The 19,795-nt window shown below is 74.7% G+C and carries 18 protein-coding genes; 11 read left to right on the forward strand and 7 right to left on the reverse strand.

Annotated elements, in window-relative coordinates; translation table 11 throughout:
• Window positions 1-74: 74 nt before the first annotated feature.
• A complete protein-coding gene (gene glpK, locus GJV82_RS02105) occupies window positions 75-1,592 on the forward strand; it encodes a glycerol kinase GlpK (protein WP_024838840.1) in 1,518 nt (505 codons plus the stop codon).
• A 97-nt stretch (window positions 1,593-1,689) separates the two neighbouring features.
• On the opposite strand, the gene GJV82_RS02110 is transcribed toward glpK, so the two are convergent.
• Both GJV82_RS02110 and GJV82_RS02115 read right to left on the reverse strand, forming a co-directional pair.
• Window positions 1,690-2,274: a hypothetical protein gene (locus GJV82_RS02110; RefSeq protein WP_155098074.1), complete on the reverse strand. Its 585-nt coding sequence runs from the start codon at window positions 2,272-2,274 to the stop codon at window positions 1,690-1,692.
• An 11-nt stretch (window positions 2,275-2,285) separates the two neighbouring features.
• Window positions 2,286-3,434: a zinc-dependent alcohol dehydrogenase gene (locus GJV82_RS02115; RefSeq protein ID WP_155098075.1), complete on the reverse strand. Its 1,149-nt coding sequence runs from the start codon at window positions 3,432-3,434 to the stop codon at window positions 2,286-2,288.
• A 169-nt stretch (window positions 3,435-3,603) separates the two neighbouring features.
• Here GJV82_RS02115 and GJV82_RS02120 point away from each other — a divergent pair, with 169 nt between their 5' ends.
• Together GJV82_RS02120 and GJV82_RS02125 are read left to right on the forward strand one after the other, a co-directional pair.
• On the forward strand, window positions 3,604-4,113 hold the full coding sequence (locus GJV82_RS02120; protein WP_024838843.1) for a pyridoxamine 5'-phosphate oxidase family protein: 510 nt from the start codon (window positions 3,604-3,606) through the stop codon (window positions 4,111-4,113).
• A gap of 46 nt (window positions 4,114-4,159) precedes the next feature.
• Entirely contained in the window at window positions 4,160-5,473 is a 1,314-nt protein-coding gene (locus GJV82_RS02125; RefSeq protein ID WP_404812912.1) for an alpha/beta fold hydrolase, read from the forward strand.
• A gap of 42 nt (window positions 5,474-5,515) precedes the next feature.
• On the opposite strand, the gene GJV82_RS02130 is transcribed toward GJV82_RS02125, so the two are convergent.
• Window positions 5,516-7,033 carry an XRE family transcriptional regulator gene (locus GJV82_RS02130; protein ID WP_155098076.1) on the reverse strand — a complete coding sequence of 506 codons (1,518 nt, stop codon included), beginning with the start codon at window positions 7,031-7,033 and terminating at the stop codon, window positions 5,516-5,518.
• 115 nt (window positions 7,034-7,148) lie between these two features.
• Here GJV82_RS02130 and GJV82_RS02135 point away from each other — a divergent pair, with 115 nt between their 5' ends.
• The 3 genes from GJV82_RS02135 (at window position 7,149) to GJV82_RS02145 (ending at window position 10,575) form a co-directional block, all read left to right on the forward strand.
• Entirely contained in the window at window positions 7,149-9,086 is a 1,938-nt protein-coding gene (locus tag GJV82_RS02135) for a phosphoenolpyruvate carboxykinase (GTP) (protein ID WP_155098077.1), read from the forward strand.
• 149 nt (window positions 9,087-9,235) lie between these two features.
• Window positions 9,236-9,871, forward strand: coding sequence for a PRC-barrel domain-containing protein (locus GJV82_RS02140; RefSeq protein WP_024838847.1), 636 nt, complete (start codon window positions 9,236-9,238; stop codon window positions 9,869-9,871).
• Window positions 9,868-10,575, forward strand: a complete 708-nt coding sequence (locus GJV82_RS02145; protein ID WP_024838848.1) for a hypothetical protein — start codon at window positions 9,868-9,870, stop codon at window positions 10,573-10,575. The genes GJV82_RS02140 and GJV82_RS02145 overlap by 4 nt, the downstream gene beginning before the upstream one ends.
• Window positions 10,576-10,767: 192 nt before the next feature.
• Here the strand turns inward: GJV82_RS02145 and GJV82_RS20600 are convergent, their stop codons facing one another.
• The gene (locus tag GJV82_RS20600; protein WP_318657181.1) at window positions 10,768-11,790 is read right to left on the reverse strand and encodes a DMT family transporter; all 1,023 of its coding nucleotides are present in this window, start codon (window positions 11,788-11,790) and stop codon (window positions 10,768-10,770) included.
• 82 nt (window positions 11,791-11,872) lie between these two features.
• On the opposite strand from GJV82_RS20600, the gene GJV82_RS02155 reads away from it, so the two are divergent.
• From GJV82_RS02155 to GJV82_RS02165, 3 genes are read left to right on the forward strand one after another with little or no spacing between them, the layout of a single operon-like run.
• The gene (locus GJV82_RS02155) at window positions 11,873-12,790 is read left to right on the forward strand and encodes a LysR family transcriptional regulator (protein WP_155098078.1); all 918 of its coding nucleotides are present in this window, start codon (window positions 11,873-11,875) and stop codon (window positions 12,788-12,790) included.
• 47 nt (window positions 12,791-12,837) lie between these two features.
• On the forward strand, window positions 12,838-13,257 hold the full coding sequence (locus GJV82_RS02160; RefSeq protein ID WP_024838851.1) for a YciI family protein: 420 nt from the start codon (window positions 12,838-12,840) through the stop codon (window positions 13,255-13,257).
• Complete coding sequence (locus tag GJV82_RS02165) at window positions 13,254-14,600, forward strand: RNA polymerase sigma factor (protein ID WP_404812913.1); 1,347 nt, start codon at window positions 13,254-13,256, stop codon at window positions 14,598-14,600. The genes GJV82_RS02160 and GJV82_RS02165 overlap by 4 nt, the downstream gene beginning before the upstream one ends.
• A gap of 4 nt (window positions 14,601-14,604) precedes the next feature.
• Here GJV82_RS02165 and GJV82_RS02170 read toward each other — a convergent pair whose 3' ends face one another.
• Window positions 14,605-15,000 (reverse strand): YybH family protein, encoded by a 396-nt coding sequence (locus tag GJV82_RS02170; RefSeq protein ID WP_318657182.1) that lies wholly within the window; start codon window positions 14,998-15,000, stop codon window positions 14,605-14,607.
• Window positions 15,001-15,147: 147 nt separating this feature from the next.
• On the opposite strand from GJV82_RS02170, the gene GJV82_RS02175 reads away from it, so the two are divergent.
• Window positions 15,148-15,609 (forward strand): tRNA (cytidine(34)-2'-O)-methyltransferase, encoded by a 462-nt coding sequence (locus tag GJV82_RS02175; RefSeq protein ID WP_155098125.1) that lies wholly within the window; start codon window positions 15,148-15,150, stop codon window positions 15,607-15,609.
• Window positions 15,610-15,677: 68 nt separating this feature from the next.
• On the opposite strand, the gene GJV82_RS02180 is transcribed toward GJV82_RS02175, so the two are convergent.
• Both GJV82_RS02180 and xylA read right to left on the reverse strand, forming a co-directional pair.
• The gene (locus tag GJV82_RS02180) at window positions 15,678-17,282 is read right to left on the reverse strand and encodes a xylulokinase (RefSeq protein ID WP_024838855.1); all 1,605 of its coding nucleotides are present in this window, start codon (window positions 17,280-17,282) and stop codon (window positions 15,678-15,680) included.
• Window position 17,283: 1 nt separating this feature from the next.
• Window positions 17,284-18,465: a xylose isomerase gene (gene xylA, locus GJV82_RS02185; RefSeq protein ID WP_318657183.1), complete on the reverse strand. Its 1,182-nt coding sequence runs from the start codon at window positions 18,463-18,465 to the stop codon at window positions 17,284-17,286.
• Window positions 18,466-18,563: 98 nt separating this feature from the next.
• On the opposite strand from xylA, the gene GJV82_RS02190 reads away from it, so the two are divergent.
• Window positions 18,564-19,793: an ROK family transcriptional regulator gene (locus GJV82_RS02190; RefSeq protein WP_115941984.1), complete on the forward strand. Its 1,230-nt coding sequence runs from the start codon at window positions 18,564-18,566 to the stop codon at window positions 19,791-19,793.
• Window positions 19,794-19,795: the final 2 nt, after the last annotated feature.

Here is a 19,795-nt window from a genome sequence, read left to right on the forward strand (position 1 = left end):
GTCCGACGGCGCGCCGTCCCACCCACCCACGACCTACCTGCACACCCACACCGACGTGAAGGACTGAACGCACCATGGCCGACTACGTTCTCGCCATCGACCAGGGAACCACCAGCTCCCGGGCCATCGTCTTCAACCACTCCGGGGAGATCGTCTCCACGGGTCAGCTCGAGCACGACCAGATCTTCCCCCGCGCCGGGTGGGTGGAGCACAACCCCGAGCAGATCTGGAACAACGTGCGCGAGGCCGTGGGCCTCGCGCTGACGCGGGCGAACGTCACCCACCACGACATCGCGGCGGTCGGCATCACCAACCAGCGCGAGACCGCCGTGGTGTGGGACAAGACCACGGGCAAGCCGGTGTACAACGCCATCGTCTGGCAGGACACGCGCACCCAGAAGATCGTCGACGAGCTGGGCGGCTCGGACGGCCCCGACAAGTACAAGTCGATCGTCGGTCTGCCGCTCGCCACGTACTTCTCGGGCCCGAAGGTCAAGTGGATCCTCGACAACGTCGAGGGTGCGCGCGAGAAGGCGGAGGCCGGCGACCTGCTGTTCGGCAACACCGACACGTGGACGCTGTGGAACCTCACGGGCGGCGTCAACGGCGGCGTGCACGTCACGGACGTGACCAACGCGTCGCGCACCATGCTCATGGACCTCGACACGCTGAGCTGGCGCGAGGACATCGCCGCGGACATGGGCATCCCGATGTCCATGCTCCCGGAGATCAAGTCGTCCTCCGAGGTGTACGGCGAGGGCCGCCAGCAGGGCCTCCTGCCGGGCGTGCCGATCGCGGGCATCCTGGGCGACCAGCAGGCGGCGACGTTCGGCCAGGCGTGCTTCGAGGTCGGCCAGGCCAAGAACACGTACGGCACGGGCAACTTCATGCTGCTCAACACGGGCACCGAGAAGGTCATGAGCCAGAACGGCCTGCTCACGACGGTCTGCTACAAGATCGGTGACCAGCCCGCCCGCTACGCCCTCGAGGGCTCGATCGCCGTCACCGGCTCGCTCATCCAGTGGCTGCGCGACAACCTGGGCATGTTCGAGGACGCGCCCGACGTCGAGTGGCTCGCCGGGAAGGTCGAGGACAACGGCGGCGCGTACTTCGTGCCCGCGTTCTCGGGCCTCTTCGCCCCGTACTGGCGCTCGGACGCGCGCGGCGCGCTCGTGGGCCTCACGCGGTACGTCAACCGCAACCACATCGCGCGCGCCGCTCTCGAGGCGACGGCGTACCAGACGCGCGAGGTGCTGGACGCGATGAACGCGGACTCGGGCGTCGACCTCACCGAGCTCCGCGTCGACGGCGGCATGGTCGCCAACGAGCTGCTCATGCAGTTCCAGGCGGACCAGCTCGGCGTGGACGTCGTACGCCCGAAGGTCGCGGAGACCACGGCGCTCGGTGCCGCGTACGCCGCGGGCATCGCGGTCGGGTTCTGGAAGGGCGAGCAGGACGTCATCGACAACTGGGCCGAGGACAAGCGCTGGAGCCCGTCCATGGAGTCCGGTGAGCGCGAGCGCCTCTACCGGAACTGGAAGAAGGCCGTGACGAAGACCTTCGAGTGGGTGGACGAGGACGTGGAGCAGTAGTCCTCGTGCCGCGGCCCGCGCGGGCCGCGTCGTGACCGCCCGGAGGGGTGGGGTGCCCGGGCACCCCACCCCTCCGTCGTGCCCGGGCCCGCACGCCTCAGCGCCGTGCGCGCCGCACGAGCGCGCGCACCGCCCACGCGCCGGCGCCGACGGCCGCGACCCAGGGTCCCGCCACGACGACCGGGTCGAGCACCTGGTGCCGGACGTCGACGCGCCCCCGGCGCGACGCGATGCCGTGGGCGCGCGCCTCGGCGAGCACCCCGGTCTCGGTGACCGGGTCGTCGGGGCGCCGCGAGGCGAGGGACCGCACGTGGCTCTCGACGGCGTCGACGCGGTCGCCGAGGAGGAGCAGGAACCAGTGGGCCGCGCGGCCCTCGCTGAACCGCCGGTACGCGAGGCGGCGCACCGCGCCCGACGCGCCGTGCAGGGGCGCGGACGTGCCGAACACCGGCGTGAGGCGTGCGTGCTCGACCGACCGCTCGCGCGGGCGCAGCTCGGGCTGGGCCTCGGGGAGGTCCCAGTGCGCGCCCGTGACCGCCGGGTCGTACACCTCGCGCGGGTACGACGGCCGGTCGGCGGGGTCGAGGTCCGCACCCCACCCGGGGATGCGCGTGCGCAGGGCGTCGCGGTCGACGGGCCGCCGCGCGGGCCCGGCCACGTAGGGCGTCTCGGCGTCGGTCATGGTGCGCCTCCTCAGTCCTCGTCGACCACGATCACGGGCTTGATGCACCCGTCGAGCTTCGCGGAGAAGATGTGGTACCCCTCGGCGACGTCCTCGAGCGGCACGCGGTGCGTGACGATGTCGCGCGGGGTCAGGTACCCGGCGCGCACGTGCTCGAGGAGCCGCGGCCACTGCCGCTTCACCGGGGCCTGGTTCATGCGGAGCGTCAGCCCCTTGTTCACCGCGTCGCCGAACTTCACGGACGTGAACAGCGGGCCGTACGCCCCCATGACGGACACGGTGCCGCCCTTGCGCACGGCGTCGATCGCCCAGTTCAGCGCGACGGGCGAGCCCGCCTGGAGCTTGAGCTTCGCGCCCGTGACGTGCTGGAGCAGGTTCCCGTCGGCCTCGGCCCCCACGGCGTCGATCACGCGGTCGGCCCCGAGCCAGTCGGTCGCCTTCTTGAGGTGCAGCACGACGTCGTCCACCTCGGTGAAGTTCAGCGTCTCCGCGAACGCGAACTCGCGGGCCTTGGCGAGCCGGTAGTCGAGGTGGTCGACGACGATGACGCGCGACGCGCCCATCAGCCATGCCGAGCGCGCGGCGAACAGCCCGACCGGCCCCGCGCCCAGCACGACCACGACGTCGCCCTCGGCGATCTCCGCGAGCTGCGCGCCGAAGTACCCGGTCGCGAGCGCGTCCGTGCACAGCAGCGCGTCCTCCGGGTGCAGCCAGTCCGGGACGACCGACGGCCCGACGTCCGCGAACGGGACCCGCACGTACTGCGCCTGGCCGCCGTCGTACCCGCCGGTCGTGTGCGAGTAGCCGTAGATGCCGCCCACGGCCGTCGCGTTGGGGTTGACGTTGTGGCAGTTCGAGTACAGCCCGCGCGCGCAGAAGAAGCACGAGCCGCAGTAGATGTTGAACGGCACCATCACGCGGTCCCCGACGCTGAGGTTCCGCACCGACGGCCCGACCTCCTCGACGACGCCCACGAACTCGTGCCCGAACGTGTGCCCCACGCGCGTGTCCGGCATCATCCCGTGGTACAGGTGCAGGTCGGAGCCGCAGATCGCGGCACGCGTGACCCGCACGACGGCGTCGTTCGGGTGCTCGATCACCGGCTCGGGCTTCTCGTCGACCCGCACCTTGTACGGGCCGCGGTAGGTCATCGCGCGCATTCGTGACTCCCTCGGGGATCGACGTGAGACACCCCAGCCTGCACGCACCGTCCGCACCCGCATCTCCGGGGCGGGCTCGCCGTCGCGCCCGGCCCGGGGGCGAGCGGCCGGGGACGTGCCTAGCGTCGGACGAGGCCGCGCCCGGCGGCCGCCGACGACGGGAGACGACATGACGGACACCCACCAGGACCTTCCCCACGCCGGGTCCGAGGAGGTCGCGACGGTCCGCGACCTCATCAAGGACGAGCGGATCGCGATGCTCACGACCGTCGCGCAGGACGGGAGCCTCGTCAGCCGGCCGATGGGCGTGCAGGCCGTCGACTTCGACGGCGACCTGTGGTTCTTCGCCGCGGCGGACTCGCACAAGGTCGCCGAGATCGCGCGCGACTCGGCCGCGAACGCCGCGTTCTCCGGTTCGAGCTCGTGGGTCTCGCTGTCCGGTCGCGCGACGCTCGTGCACGACCCCGACACGATCCGCGAGCTGTGGAACCCCGTCGCGGACGCGTGGTTCCCCGACGGTCCGGACACCCCGGGCGTCGTGCTCATCCGCCTGCACGCCGAGACCGCGGAGTACTGGGACTCCCCCGGCGGCCGCGTCGCGACGCTCTTCAGCCTCGTCAAGGCGAAGGTCACGGGGAAGCCGTACGACGGCGGCGAGAACGAGACCGTCGCGCTCTGACGGCCGGGCCGACCGCGGGTCCCCGCGCCGCGGCTAGGGTGGCCGGGTGAGCGTCGTGCGCGAGACCAGCTACACCGTCCCCGGCATCCACGTGACCGACCGCGAGCTCGAGGTGCCGCTCGTCTGGGACGACGACGCGGACCCGCGCCGTCTCACCCTGTTCGTGCGCGAGCTCGTCGACCCGGTGCGGCGCCGTGACGACCTCCCGCTGCTCGTGTTCCTCCAGGGCGGCCCCGGGGGCAAGGGGCCGCGCCCGACGGGGCGCGACGGGTGGGTCGCGACGGCGCTGGAGACGCACCGCGTGGTGCTCCTCGACCAGCGCGGGACGGGCCGCTCGTCGGCCGTGCGGGGCGCCGCGCTCGCGGCCCGTGGCACCGGCGCCGCCCAGGCCGAGTACCTCTCCCGCTTCCGGGCGGACGCGATCGTCGCGGACGCCGAGCACGTGCGCCGCACCGTGTACGGCGGGCGGCGCTGGACGTCGCTCGGCCAGTCCTACGGCGGCTTCCTCACGATGACGTACCTGTCGCGCGCGCCCGAGGCGCTCACCGCGTGCTACGTCACGGGCGGGCTGCCGGGCCTCACGGCGGACGCGCGCGCGGTGTACCGCCGCACCCAGCCGCGCGTCGTCGCGAAGAACGCCGCCTACCGGGCGCGCTACCCCGACGACGCGGCCCGCCTCGCGCGCGTCGCGGACCGTCTCGCCGCAGGAAACGTGCGGCTGCCCGACGGCGACGTGCTCACCGTGCGGCGGTTCCAGTCGCTCGGCATGGACCTCGGCATGAAGCCCGGCCCCGAGCGCATCCACTGGGTCGTCGACGAGGCGTTCGACGCCGGCGCTCCCGACGAGCTCACGGACACGTTCCTCGCGGACGTCGCGGCGGCGACGTCGTTCCGCACGAACCCGCTGTACGCGGTGCTGCACGAGTCGATCTACGCGCAGTCGGGCACGGGGCCGACGGCGTGGGCGGCCGAGGCGGTGCGGGCCGAGGACCCGGCGTTCGACCCGGGGGCCCGGCCCCTGCTGCTCACGGGCGAGATGATCTACCCCTGGATGTTCGAGGAGGTCGCGGCGCTGCGACCGTTCCGCGCGGCCGCGGAGGCGCTCGCCGCGCGCGACGACTGGCCCGACCTGTACGACCTCGACGTGCTCGCGCGCAACGAGGTGCCGGTCGAGGCGGCGGTGTACGCGGACGACATGTTCGTCGACGCCGGGCTGTCCCTCGAGACGGCCGCGCACGTGGGCAACGTCGCCACCTGGGTGACGAACGAGTTCGAGCACGACGGCCTGCGGGCCGGCGACGTGCTGGCGCGCCTCGTCGAGCGCCTCGCCGCCCGCGGCGGTCCCCTGCCCGTCGCCTGAGCACCGACGCGCCCCGGGGACGGGCACGCCCCGGGCGTCCGCTCAGCGGTCGGACGACGGGGCGTGCTTCGCGAGGAACGCGTAGACCTCGGTCGCGTCCACGCCCGGGAAGGCCCCGGACGGCAGCGCGGAGAGCACGTGCTGGTGCATGCGCGCGCTCGGCCACGACGCGTCCTCCCAGCGTGCCGCGGCCTCCGCCGCCGGGCGACGGCAGCACGACTCGTCGGGGCACGTCGACTGGCGCCGCACGGGCGTGTCGCGGCCGCGGAACCACTTGGCCGACGCGAACGGGACCCCGACGGCGATCGAGAACTGGCCGGTCGTCGTCGTGCCGGTCTGGGTTGAGCACCAGAACGTGCCTGCGGGCGTGTCGGTGTACTGGTACGACTCCTGCGCGCGGTCGCGCCGCGCGAACGCCTCCCGGACGGCCCACTTCCGGCACACCATCTGCCCCTCGATCGCGCCCGTGACGTCAGCCGGCAGGGGTAGGCCGTCGTTCTCGTAGCCGCGGAACAGCGCGCCGTCGTCGCCCACGCGCAGGAAGTGCACCGGGATGCCGAGGTGCACGGTCGCGAGGTTGGTGAAGCGCTGCGCCGCGGCCTCGTGCGTGACGCCGAACGCGTCGCGGAAGTCCTCGACCGCGAGGTCCTTCTCGCGCTTGCGCCGCTCCAGGAAGTCGACCGCGGCGCTCTGCGGGATGAGGCAGCACGCCGCGAAGTACGTGATCTCGACGCGCTGGCGCAGGAACTCCGCGTACGAGCGCGGGCGCTCGTGCCCGAGGACGCGGTGGGCGATCGCCTGGAGCGCGAGCGAGCGCAGCCCGTGACCCCCGGGGATCGACGCGGGCGGGAGGTAGATGCGCCCGTTCTCCAGGTCGGTGACCGTACGGGTGGAGTGCGGCAGGTCGTCGACGTGCCAGATGGTGAAGCCGAGCTGCTCGGCCATGCGCGCGACCGTGCGGTGCGTGAGCGCCCCGACCGTGTACCCGGCCTTGCGCGCCATCTCCTCGGCGAGCGCCTCGATCTCCGGGTAGTAGTTGTCGCGCGCCTGGCGCTCGAGGCGCAGCTCGGTGTTCGCGCGGCGCGCCTCCTCGGGGGTCGCGACGGCCTCCGTGGCGCGGCGCTGGAGCTCGGCGTGGAGCCCGACGAGGTTCTCCAGCACCGGCAGCGGGAGCTTCTGGCTCGCCTTGACGGGGGGCAGCCCGAGGCCCGCGAACAGGGGGCCGCGCTGCGCGCGGTCCAGCGCGATCTCGAGCGCGGCGCGGCGGGACGGGGGCTCGTCGGTGAGGAGCTCCGTGAGGGAGACGTCGAGCGCCTGGGCGAGCTGTTGCAGGAGCGACAGCCGGGGCTCGCGCCGCCCGTTCTCGATCATCGACAGCAGGCTCGGGGCCGTCCCGACGGCCTCGCCGAGCGCGTCGAGCGTGAGGCCGCGCGCGGTGCGGAAGTGTCGCACGCGGCGGCCGAGCGTGATGAGGTCCGCCTGCGGCTCGGTGGGCGAGTCCGCGGGGCGTGGGGAGCGGCCGTTCGGGCGGGGGCGCGTCGGCGGCGTCGTGCTCGGCATGTCCTTGACAGTACGTCAAGATCCTTCGTTCTTCACAGCGCCCCGGCAAGAAATCCGGACCGAAGCAGCGCGAACCTGGGGGTACAGCACGCCCACCGCCGAGCGAGGAGAACCCATGACCACCGCCGCAGGCTCGCGCCCCACCCGCCGCACGCGCCACGCCGCCCTGCTCGACGACGTCGACTCCGACGTCTCAGGGCTCGCGACGACCCACGCGGCCGCAGGAACCGACGGGCCGGACCCGCGCCCGCGCGACGCCCGCGCCTGGGTGCGGGAGATCGCGAACCTCACCGAGCCGGACGCGATCGTGTGGTGCGACGGCTCCGCGGAGGAGAAGCAGCGCCTGATCGACCTGCTCGTGGACGCCGGCACCCTCCTCCCGCTCGACCCCGAGCTGCGCCCCGGCAGCTACCTCGCGCGCTCCGACCCGAGCGACGTCGCGCGCGTCGAGTCGCGCACGTTCATCTGCTCGCGCGAGGAGGTCGACGCCGGCCCGACCAACAACTGGCGCGAGCCGGACGTCATGCGCGCCGAGCTCCGCGGTGTGTTCGAGGGCTCGATGCGCGGTCGCACCATGTACGTCGTGCCGTTCTCGATGGGGCCGGTGGGCGGCCCCATCTCCCAGGTCGGCGTCCAGGTCACCGACTCGCCCTACGTCGTCGTGAGCATGGGCACCATGACGCGCGTCGGGACCGCCGTCATGGACCTCATCGACGCCGGCGCCGCGTTCGTCCCGGCCGTGCACTCGGTGGGCGCGCCGCTCGTCGACGACACGGGCGCCGTCCGCGAGGACGTGCCGTGGCCGTGCAACGACACGAAGTACATCGTCCACTTCCCCGAGACCCGGGAGATCTGGTCGTTCGGGTCCGGGTACGGCGGCAACGCGCTGCTCGGCAAGAAGTGCTTCGCGCTGCGCATCGCGTCCGCGATGGCGCGCGACGAGGGCTGGCTCGCCGAGCACATGCTGCTCATCCGCGCGACGTCGCCCGAGGGCCGGGCCTACCACCTCGCCGCGGCTTTCCCGTCCGCGTGCGGCAAGACGAACCTCGCGATGCTGCGCCCCACGATCCCCGGGTGGACCGTCGAGACCATCGGCGACGACATCGCGTGGCTGCGCCCCGGCCCCGACGGCCGCCTGCGCGCGATCAACCCCGAGGCCGGCTTCTTCGGCGTCGCGCCCGGCACCGGCGTCGAGACCAACCCCGCCGCCGTCGAGACGTTCGCGCGCGACACGATCTTCACGAACGTCGCGCTCACCGACGACGGCGACGTCTGGTGGGAGGGCCTGACACCCGAGCCGCCCGCGCACCTGATCGACTGGACCGGCCAGGACTGGACGCCCGACTCCGGCCGACCCGCCGCCCACCCCAACTCGCGGTTCACCGTCTCCGCCGCGCAGTGCCCCACGATCGCCGACACCTGGGAGGACCCCGAGGGCGTCCCGGTCGACGCGATCATCTTCGGCGGGCGCCGTGCGACCAACGTGCCGCTCGTCGCGCAGGCGTACGGGTGGGAGCACGGCGTCTTCATGGGCGCCACCATCTCCTCCGAGCAGACCGCCGCCGCCGAGGGCACCGTCGGCGCGCTGCGCCGCGACCCGTTCGCCATGCTCCCGTTCTGCGGCTACAACATGGCCGACCACTGGGCGCACTGGCTGCGCGTCGGGGCGTCGCTCGACCCCGACAAGCGCCCCAAGATCTTCCAGGTCAACTGGTTCCGCAAGGACACGGACGGCCGCTACCTGTGGCCCGGGTTCGGCGAGAACTCGCGCGTCGTCGCCTGGATCGCCGCGCAGGTGGACCGCGCGCGCGGCGTACGCACCGACTGCGGCGCCGTCACGAGCCCCGTCGGCCTGCTGCCCGCGCCCGGTGCGCTCGAGCTCGGCGGGCTCCAGATGGACGACGGCGACCTCGACGCCCTGTTCGACGTCTCGCCCGAGCAGTGGCTCGCCGAGGCCGACCTCACCGCGGAGTTCTTCGACACGTTCGGCAACCGCGTGCCGGACGAGCTCTGGGCACAGCTCGCCCGGCTCCGCGACCGGTTCGGGGCCTGACGCACCGTCCGCCTCGCGTCACGTCGCCCGCCCGGGGTGCCGGGCGCGGGGCGGGCCCGCCCACGTGCGTGCGCCCGCGCGCGCTCGCACGATGGACGGGTCGGCTCCAGCAGACGGGCCTCGGTGCAGCACCGTCCGAAGGACCCACCATGATCAGCACGGACCAGATCGAGAGGCTGCTCTCCGGCGGCACCGTCGTCTCGCAGGCCGGTGAGAAGCTCGGCAAGGTCGGCCAGGTCTTCCTGGACGACCGCAGCGGCGAGCCCGAGTGGGTGACGGTCAGGACCGGCCTGTTCGGCACCGCCGAGTCCTTCGTGCCCCTCACGGACGCGGAAGTCCGGGGCGACGAGATCCGCGTCCCGTACACCAAGGAGACGGTCAAGGGCTCGCCCCGGGTCGACGACTCCGAGGGCCACCTCTCGCACGAGGAGGAGGTGGAGCTCTACCGCTACTACGGCCGCGCGTCCGCGGCGGACGACGGCGCCTCCCCGCACGAGGCGGGCTCCCCCGGCCTCGACCGGGAGGGCGACGACGCGGACCGCGGCGTCGGCAGGCACGCCGCCGGCCCGCTGCGGGACGACGCGTCGTCCGCCTCCGAGGACCAGCGGGGGGACCGTGGAGCCGGCGGGGAAGGCACGTACCGGCTCCGCCGCTACGTGGTCACCGAGTACGTCGCCGAGACCGTGCCGGGCGAGGAGGTGCCGCCTCCGCCCGAAGCCCCGGGCGAGGGCGTCGGCGGCCCGTCGTCGCACGGCACGAGCGTCCAGGAAGGGCGTCCGTCATGAGCACCAGCTACGGGGCGACCCCGCCCCCGGACGACCGCGCGGGCCGCGACCCCCGCGGTGGGGACCCGCGAGGCACCGACCCTCGCGTCACGGATACCGGCCGCACGGACCCTCGTGGGGCCGACGAGGCCCTCGCCCGTGACCGCGACTCCGTCGTGGCGCGGGAGAAGGAGGAGTACGGCGGCATCAAGATCGGCTCGGCCTTCTTCGGGTGGCTCACCGCCACCGGGACGGCCGTCCTGCTCACGGCCCTGGCCGCCGCGGCGGGCGCCGCCTTCGGGCTGTCGGGCACGACCGACGCGCAGGAGGCCGTCGAGCAGGCGACCGAGAACGCCGGGACGATCGGCGTGGTCGGCGGCATCGTGCTGGTCGTCGTCCTGTTCGTCGCGTACTTCTGCGGCGGGTACGTCGCGGGCCGCATGGCGCGCTTCGACGGCGCGAAGCAGGGCCTCGCGGTGTGGCTGTGGGCCGTGGTCATCGCGATCGTGCTCGCCCTGCTGGGGCTCGTAGCGGGCAGCCAGTTCAACGTGCTCTCGCAGCTCAACGCGTTCCCCCAGATCCCGGTGAGCGCCGGCGACCTCACGACCGGCGGCGTCGTCGCCCTCGTCGCGGCCGCCGTGGTGAGCCTCGTCGGCGCCGTCCTCGGCGGCATCGCCGGCATGCGCTTCCACCGCAAGGTGGACCGGGCCGGCCTGGACGTCTGACGGCGGACGGGTCCGTCCCGCCGGGTCACGCCGGTCCGGGCCCTGCGCGCGGTCGCGCAGCCGCGCGCCGCGTCCCGGTGGGGCAGGGCCCGGACGTGCCGACGTCCCGGCTGCGGCACGCAGCTCGGGACGTGTGCAGGACTGGTCACGGCTGCGGGGGCGGCCACCACCAGCTCTGCGTGATCAGGCGACTCAATGCACGCCGTGCGCGCCAGGGAGCGGGCGACGCCGCGGCAGGGTCGCGACGGCGACCCCGGCGAGGCACAGCGCGCCGCCCGCGAACACGACCGGGGCGGGGACCTCGCTGAGCACGAGCCAGGACAGCAGGACGACGATCGGCGGCACGAGGTACGTCGTCGCGGCGGCCCGGCCGGCGCTGAGGCGGGTGAGCGCGTATCCCCACGTGGTGAACGCGACGGCCGTGGGGCCGAGGCCGAGCAGCACGACGGCCCACGTCGAGGACGCGGGGGCGGACGCGCCCTGGGCCGCGAGGGTCGGGGCGAAGGGCATGAGCGCGACGGTCCCCGCGAGGCACCCGACCCACGTCATCGTCGGCGCGTCGACCCGTGCGAGCAGCCGCTTCTGCGACGTCGCCGCCCCCGCGTAGAGGGCCGCCGCCGCGAGCCCGAGCGCGACGCCGAGCGCGTCCCGCTCCCCCGACGACGTCGCCGCGGCGATGATCGCGACCCCGGCGAACGCCGCGGCCATGCCGAGCAGGAGGCGGCGCGGGAACCCCTCCCCGAGCAGCACCCCGGCGAGCACCGCGACGAGCACGGGGGCGACGTTGACGAGGAGCGCCGTGGTGCCCGCGTCGAGGTGCTGCTCCGCGGCGTTGAGGGCGAGGTTGTAGAGGCTGAACCACCCGACGCCCCATGCGAGCACGGCGGCGAGCACGCGCCCGCGCGGGAGCACGGGCCGGGCGCCGCTGCGCCACCACCGGACCGCGACGATCGCGGTGAGCCCGAGGCTCCCGGCGACCTGGCGGCCGAGCGCGAGGGCGCCCGGCGCGTAGTCGTGCCCGGCGGCTCGGACGCCGATGAACGCGGACGCCCAGAGCAGCACCGTCACGGCGACCGCGGCGGGCACCGCGAGGCGCGCGGCTCCCGTGCGCGCGGGACTGGCGTCGGCGGCGCCGGACGCCGGGCCGGACGCGGGACCGGACGGCGTCGGCGTGTCGCGCGTCGGGGCGGAGGGCGGGGCCTCGGGGGTGCTCACCCCACCATCGTCGCCCCAGGTCACGCTTCAGCACCAGCACGCCTTCCTACCGTTCGATTCAGTGTCGCTGTACGGTGGACGGATGCTGGACGTCCACCGCCTGCGGATCTTCCGCTCCGTCGTCGCTAGCGGCTCGGTCCAGGCCGCCGCCGCCGCGCTCGGGTACACGCCGTCGGCCGTGAGCCAGCACGTCGCCGCGCTCCAGCGCGAGACGGGCCTCACGCTGCTCGAGCGCGCGGGCCGCGGCGTGCGGCCCACCGCCGCCGGGATCGCGCTCGCCGAGCAGGCCGACGGCGTCCTCGCGCGGCTCGGCGAGGCCGAGTCCGTCGTCGCGGACCTCCGGGCGGGGCGCACCGGCTCGCTGTCTCTCGCGTACTTCGCGTCCGTGGGCGCCGCCTGGCTGCCGCGCGTCGTGCGCCGCCTCACGACCGACTTCCCGGGCGTCCGGCTCGACCTCACGCTGCGCGAGACCATCCCCGACGACCCGGACGAGCGCGCCGACGTGCAGATCGTCGTGGCGCCGGTGGGCTTCGACCCCGGGAGCGGCTTCCGGGCGCGCCACCTCCTCGACGACCCCTACGTCGTCGTGCTGCCCGACGACCACCGGCTCGCGGGGCGCGCCGAGGTCGAGCTCGCCGAGCTCGCCGTCGAGCGCTGGGTCGACAACGACTTCGCGCGCGGCTGGTGCCGCCGCACCCTCGTCGAGGCGTGCACGGCCGCCGGGTTCAGCCCGCCGTTCCACGTCGAGGCGCACGACTACCCGACGGCGATCGCGTTCGTCGGCGCCGGGGTCGGCGTCACGGTCCTGCCCGAGCTCGGCGCCGCGCACCTGCCGCCGGGCCTCGTCGCGGTCCGGGTGGTGCGCCCCACCCCGGTGCGGTCGATCCACGCCGTGCTGCGCGACGCCGTCGTGAGGACGCCCCCGGCCCGGGCCGTCCTCGACACGCTCCGCGAGGTCGCGGACCCGCGTGTCGATCTCGTGGGTTCCCGTTCGACCTGAGGATGAGAGGGCCGGGAGGTCCGGCCCACCGACACCAGGAGACGACGATGAAGTACATGCTCATCATGCGTGGCAGCGACGAGAGCCAGGCGGCGTTCGAGGACGTCTCGTTCGAGGAGATGCTCGAGACCGTCGGCCGGTTCAACGACGAGCTGATCCGGGCAGGTGTGCTGCTCGCGGCCGAGGGCCTGGACGACCCCGAGCAGGGCGTGGTCGTCGACCTCTCGTCCGGCGTGCCCGTCGTGACCGACGGCCCGTACGGGGAGACCAAGGAGCTGTTCGGCGGCTACTACGTCCTCGACGTCGCCTCGAAGGAGGAGGCGGTCGAGTGGGCCAAGCGGCTCCCCTACTCCGGCCCCGGGGCGAAGGTCGAGATCCGCCGCGTGACGACGATCGACGAGTTCCCGCAGGACAACGAGTGGATCCGCAAGGAGCGGGCGTGGCGCGAGGCGACCGGCCAGCTGTGAGCGCGCCCGACGGGGGCGCCGGCCCGGGTGCCGGTCGGAGTCAGCCGACCGACCCGGGCCGGCGCGCCGTCGAGGCCGTGTGGCGCATCGAGTCGGCACGGATCGTCGGGGCGCTCGCCCGGTACACCGGCGACTTCGCGCTCGCCGAGGACGTCGCGCAGGAGGCGCTCGCCGAGGCGCTCGTCGCGTGGCCCCGCGAGGGCGTGCCGCGCAACCCGTCGGGATGGCTCCTCACGGTCGGCCGGCGCCGCGCCATCGACGCGTTCCGCCGGCGCGCGGCCCTCGACGAGCGCTACGCGACCCTGGCCCACGGCCTGGGCGAGGGAGCCGTCGTCGCGGGCGGCACGGCGTCGGACCCCGCGGCCGACGCCGGCGCCGACCTGCTGTGGGACCCCGACCAGGTCGACGACGACGTGCTCGCCCTCATGTTCGTCGCGTGCCACCCGGTGCTCTCGCCGGAGGCGCGCGTCGCGCTCACCCTGCGCGTGGTGGGCGGCCTCTCGAGCGACGAGATCGCGCGGGCCTTCCTGGTCCCCACGGCGACGGTCCAGGCCCGGATCACGCGCGCCAAGAAGACGCTCGCCGCGGCGGGCGTCCCGTTCGGCGTGCCCCCGGCCGACGAGCGGCGCGAGCGGCTGGGTTCCGTCCTGCACGTCCTGTACGTGATCTTCACCGAGGGGTCCACGGCCACGAGCGGCGAGGACTGGCTGCGGCCCGACCTCGCGCACGAGGCGCTCCGGCTCGCGCGCGTCCTCGCGGGCGTCGTCCCCGACGAGCACGAGGCCCACTCGCTCGTCGCGCTCCTCGAGCTCACGGCCGCGCGCTTCCCCGCACGCACCACCCCCGACGGCGACCCGGTGCTGCTCGCCGACCAGGACCGACGGCGCTGGGACCGGTCCGCGATCCGGCGCGGCCGGGCGGCGCTCGCGCGCGCCGACGCGGTCGGGGCACCGGGCCACGGCCGCGTCCCCTACGGGCTGCAGGCGGCGATCGCCGAGTGCCACGCGGTGGCCGCCTCGGTCGAGGAGACCGACTGGGACCGCGTCGTCCTCCTCTACGAGGCGCTGGGACGGCTCGCTCCGTCGCCCGTGGTCGAGCTCAACCGGGCCGTGGCCGTCGCGATGGCGCGCGGCCCGCGAGAGGGGCTGCGGATCGTCGACGAGCTCGTCGCGACCGACCGCCTGCCCGGGTTCCACCTCGTGCCGAGCGTGCGCGCCGAGCTGCTCGGGCGCCTCGGCCGCGTCGAGGAGGCGCGCGCGGAGTACGCGCTCGCGGTGCGGCTGTGCCCGAACGCGCGCGAGCGAGACCTGCTGCGCCGCAAGGCGGCCGCGCTCGGCGCGTGAGGCGCTACGACCCGTCGGACGCCGTGTACGACCTGCCGGGCCAGTACGGCCACTCCTCGAAGTGCTCGACGCGCCCGTCCGGGGCGAACCGCAGCACCCACAGGTCGCGGTACTCCTGCTCCTCGGGCGCGAGGTAGCGGACCTCGAGGCGCACGACGGCGTCGCGTCCCTCGACCGCGACGGGCTCGGCGGTCACGGTGAAGGTCGCGCCCCGGTCCGCGGTCCAGAAGCCGCGGATCGCGTCGTGCCCGCGCAGGGGCGCGACGTCGTAGGGCGAGCGCAGGTAGGTCGCGTCCGGGGTGAAGAGCCTCTCGACGGCGTCGGCGTCGCTCGCGCGCCACGCCTCCTCGTACGCCGCGACCCACGCCGTCACGGCGTCGCGCGGGGCGGTACCGGTCACGGGCCCTCCTCGGTCGGTCGTCGTCGACCCGTCCGACGCTACCCCGGCCCGGGCGCTGCGAGAATCGGAGGCGTGAACGACTCCCCCGACCCCGCGACCGACTGGCGACCGCACGTCGCGGACCCGGCGGCCCGACCGCCGTCGACCCTGCCGCACCTCGTGTTCTTCGAGCCGCGCATCCCCGGCAACACGGGGAACGCGATCCGCCTCGCCGCGGTCACGGGCGCGCGCCTGCACCTCGTGGAGCCGCTCGGGTTCGACCTCGACGAGCCCAGGCTGCGCCGCGCGGGGCTCGACTACCACGACCTCGCGAGCGTCGAGGTGCACGCGGACCTCGACGCCGCCCTCGCGACCCTGCCGGGACGGGTCCTCGCGTTCACGACGCGCGCGACGACGTCGTTCACCGACGTGACGTACCGGCCGGACGACGTCCTGCTGTTCGGCCCGGAGCCGACCGGCCTGCCCGACGACGTGCTCGCCCACCCGCGCCTCACCGACCAGCTGAAGATCCCCATGCTGCCCGGGCGCCGCTCGCTCAACCTCACCAACGCGGCGTCGATCGCGGTGTACGAGGCGTGGCGCCAGACCGGCTTCGCCGGGGGCGGCTGAGCACCACCGGCTCCGCGCACGCGAGAGCCGCGCCCGAGGGACTCGGACGCGGCTCTCGGCGGTGCGGGTCAGACGAGGTCGCGGACCGCCGCGTACTGCTCGCGGATCGCCGGGACCGGGTCGGCCTCGACCACCGTGGCCGACGACGCGGCCCAGGTGGGCGGTGCGACGTCGCCCGGGTCGGCACCCGCGGACCGTGCCGCGTGCGCGGCGAGGACCCACGCCGCCTGGCGCGCGGCGCCGTCGGCCACGTACTCGCCGGGCTCGGGCACGGTGACCGGCAGCCCGAGGACCTGCGGCGCGATGCGCCGCACCGCCTCGGACTGCGCGCCGCCGCCGATGAGCTGCACGCGCTCGACCGTCACGCCCAGGGCGCGCAGCGCGTCCAGGCCGTCGGCGAGCCCGCAGAGCATGCCCTCGACGTAGGCGCGCGCGAGGTGCTCCGGCGTCGACGTGCCGAGCCGGATCCCGTGCAGCGTGCCCGTCGCGTCGGGGCGGTTCGGCATGCGCTCGCCCTCCAGGTACGGCACGAGCACGAGCCCGTCCGCGCCGGGCGGCGCCTGGAGCGCGAGGCGCGAGAGGCCCGCGTGGTCGACCCCGAGCACGGCGCGCGCGGCGTCGAGCACGCGGCTCGCGTTGAGCGTCACCGCGAGCAGCAGGTACCGGCCGGTCGCGTCGGAGAACCCGTTGACCAGGCCCGACCCGTCGGCCGTGCGGTCGTCCGTCACGGCGGACACGACGCCCGACGTGCCGATCGACACCGCGACGTCGCCCGCGACCATGCCGAGGCCGAGCGCGGCCCCCGCGTTGTCGCCCGCGCCGGGGCCGAGGAGCGCGCCGCCCTCGACGGCCGACCCGGCGACCGAGGGGTGCGCGACGCCCGCGGACGCGGACGGCGCGACCACGCGCGGCAGCACGACGTCGGTGCGCCCGAACGCGCGCTCCAGCAGGTCGAGGCGGTAGGCGCCCCGCCCGTCGTCGCCGTCGTCGCGCGTCGCGTCGTAGTACCCCGTGCCCGACGCGTCGGACGCGTCGGTGACGAGCGCGTCGAGGTCCGGGCCGAGCGGCGCGGACGGGTCGCCCGCCGGGCCGTAGCCCGCGATGCGCCACGTGAGCCAGTCGTGCGGCAGCGCGACGGCCGCGACGCGCGCGGCGTTCTCCGGCTCGGCGTCGCGCAGCCAGCGCAGCTTGGTCACGGTGAGCGACGCCACGGGCACGGAGCCGATCGCGTCGGCCCACGCCTGCGCGCCCGCCTCGTCCGCGGACACGACGCGGTCGTGCGCGTCCGGGACGTCCTCGGCGAGGCGGGCCTCGCCGAGCTCACGGATCAGGTCGCGCGCCGCGGGCGCCGAGCGCGTGTCGTTCCACAGGAGCGCGTCGCGCACGACGTTCCCGTCGGCGTCGAGCGCGACGAGCCCGTGCTGCTGCCCGCCGACGGCGAGCGCCGCGACGTCGTCGAGCCCGCCCGCGGCGGACGCGGCCTCACGGAACGCGTCCCACCACGCGTCGGGGTGCACCTCGGTGCCGTCGGGGTGCTTCGCGGACCCGGTGCGCACGAGCGCGCCCGTCTCCGCGTCGCGCACGACGACCTTGCAGGACTGCGTGGACGTGTCGACACCGGCGACGAGCGTGCGCTCGCCGCCGGCGTCCGACGTCCTGGCGTCGGCGGCCACGTCAGCCGATGAGGTGCTCGAGCGCGAGCTGGTTGAGGCGCACGAAGCCGAAGTCGCGGTTCGCCGCGGCGTCGACGTCGAACTCCTCGTACGCGCTGCGGTCCGCGAGCAGGTCCGCGACGGTCTCGCCGTCGCCGAGCGTCGGCTGGCCGAGCTCGAACACGCCGGAGTGCGCGAACGCCTCCTGGACGCGGCTGTCGGCGCGGTACGCCGCGGCCTTGCGCGCGAGCAGGCGGTACGTCTCCATGTTGGCGCGCGCGGAGTCCCACACGCCGACCTCGTTCTCGGTGCGCGACGGCTTGTAGTCGAAGTGGCGCGGGCCCGTGTAGGTGGGGCCGCCGTTCGGGAAGCCGTTCTCGAGCAGGTCGACCGTGAAGAACGCCGAGAGCAGGTCGCCGTGCCCGAACACGAGGTCCTGGTCGAACTTGATCGAGCGCTGGCCGTTGAGGTCGATGTGGAAGAGCTTGCCCGCCCACAGGGCCTGCGCGAGGCCGTGCGTGTAGTTGAGGCCCGCCATCTGCTCGTGGCCCGTCTCCGGGTTGAGGCCCACGATGTCGCCGTTGTCGAGCTTCGCGATGAGCCCGAGCGCGTGGCCGATGGTCGGCAGGAAGATGTCGCCGCGGGGCTCGTTCGGCTTGGGCTCGAGCGCGATCTTGAGGTCGTAGCCCCTCTCCTTGATGTACGCCGCGGTGAGGTCGATGCCCTCGGCGTAGCGCTCGTGCGCGGAGTGCAGGTCCTTGGCGCCGTCGTACTCGGTGCCCTCGCGGCCGCCCCACATGACGAACGTCTTGGCGCCGAGCTCGGCGGTGAGGTCGACGTTGCGCAGCACCTTGCGCAGCGCGTAGCGGCGCACGCCGCGGTCGTTGGACGTGAGGCCGCCGTCCTTGAACACGGGGTGGCTGAACAGGTTGGTCGTCACCATCTCGATGACGAGGCCGGTGTCCTCCGCGGCCTGGCGCACCGCGGCGAGGCGCTTGGAGCGCTCCTCGTCGTCCGCGCCGAACGGGACCACGTCGTCGTCGTGGAACGTGAAGCCCCACGCGCCGAGGTCCGCGAGGCGGCGCACCGACTCGGCCGGGTCGAGCGCCGGGCGGCTCGCGCTGCCAAACTGGTCCTGCGCCGTCCAGCCCACGGTCCACAGACCGAAGGAGAAGTTGATGTCCTGGGTGGTCTCGTCGGCCACGGTGTCTCCTCGTCGAGAGGGCCGGGAGGACGACGTCGACCCGGCCTATTTATGTCTTACGGCTGAACTTATCCGCCCGGGTCGGTAAGGTCAAGACCGTGAACCGCAGCGCCGCGACCCGGTCGGGTCCTCCAGCAGCCCGGCAGGCCACGCTGCGCGAGCACAACCTCGCGCTCGTCGCCCGCGCGGTCTTCGAGGCGTCGCGGCCCTGCTCGCGGGCCGACATCGCCGCCGCGAGCGGCCTCACCCGCGCGACCGTCTCGACGCTCGTCGACCGCCTCGTCGCCGCGGGCATCGTGGCCGAGCTCCCGCCCGCCACGCCCCAGCGCGCCGGCCGCCCCGCGGTGCCGCTGGCCCCCGCGCCGCGCTCCCTCGTGGGACTCGGCCTCGAGGTCAACGTCGACTACCTCGGCGGCCGCGTCCTCGACCTCACCGGCACCGTCGTCGCCGAGCACGTCGACCCCGACGACCTGCACGACAGCGACCCGGCCGAAGTCCTCGGACGGCTCGGACGCATCGCGCAGGACCTCCTCGCGTCGGTCCGCGCCGAGGGCATGACCGTCGCGGGCGCCCGGCTCGCGCTGCCCGGCCTCGTCGACACGCGCGCGGGGCGGCTCGAGGTCGCGCCCAACCTCGGCTGGTCCCACCTCGACCCCGTGCAGCTGCTCGGCCTCGACCCTGACGTCCCCGTCGAGATCGGCAACGAGGCCAAGCTCGCCGCGCTCGCCCAGGCGGGCCGCGGCGTCGTGCTCGACGACGCGACCGGCACCGCGCCGTCGACCTTCCTCTACGTCTCGGGCGACGTGGGCATCGGGTCCGCGATCGTCGTCGACCGGCGCCTCTTCCACGGGCAGCACGGGTGGACGGGCGAGGTCGGGCACGTCGTCGTCGACCCGGGCGGGCCGCGCTGCCGCTGCGGCGCGACGGGCTGCCTCGAGCAGTACGCCGGCAAGGACGCGCTGCTGCGCGGCGCCGGCCTGCCGGTCGACGCGGACACCGGCGCGCTCGTCGCGGCGCTCGACGCCGGCGAGCCCCGCGCGCTCGCCGCGGTCGAGCGGGCCGGGACCGCGCTCGGGAGCGCGCTCGCCGGCTACGTGAACCTCGTGGACATCGACACCGTCCTGCTCGGCGGCATCTACCCCGCTCTCCTGCCGTACCTGCGCGCCGCGGCCGAGGCCGAGCTGCGCGCCCGCGTCCTCGCCGCACCCTGGACCGACGTCGTGCTGCTGGCGGCCCCCGTGGGCGACCACGCGGCGCTCACGGGCGGCGCGCGCGAGGTGCTGCGCCACGTCGTGGAGGAGCCGAGCGCCTGGGTCGGCGAGGACTGACC

Origin of the sequence: Cellulosimicrobium composti (genome assembly GCF_009711085.1) — a bacterium.
Lineage (GTDB): Bacteria > Actinomycetota > Actinomycetes > Actinomycetales > Cellulomonadaceae > Cellulosimicrobium > Cellulosimicrobium composti.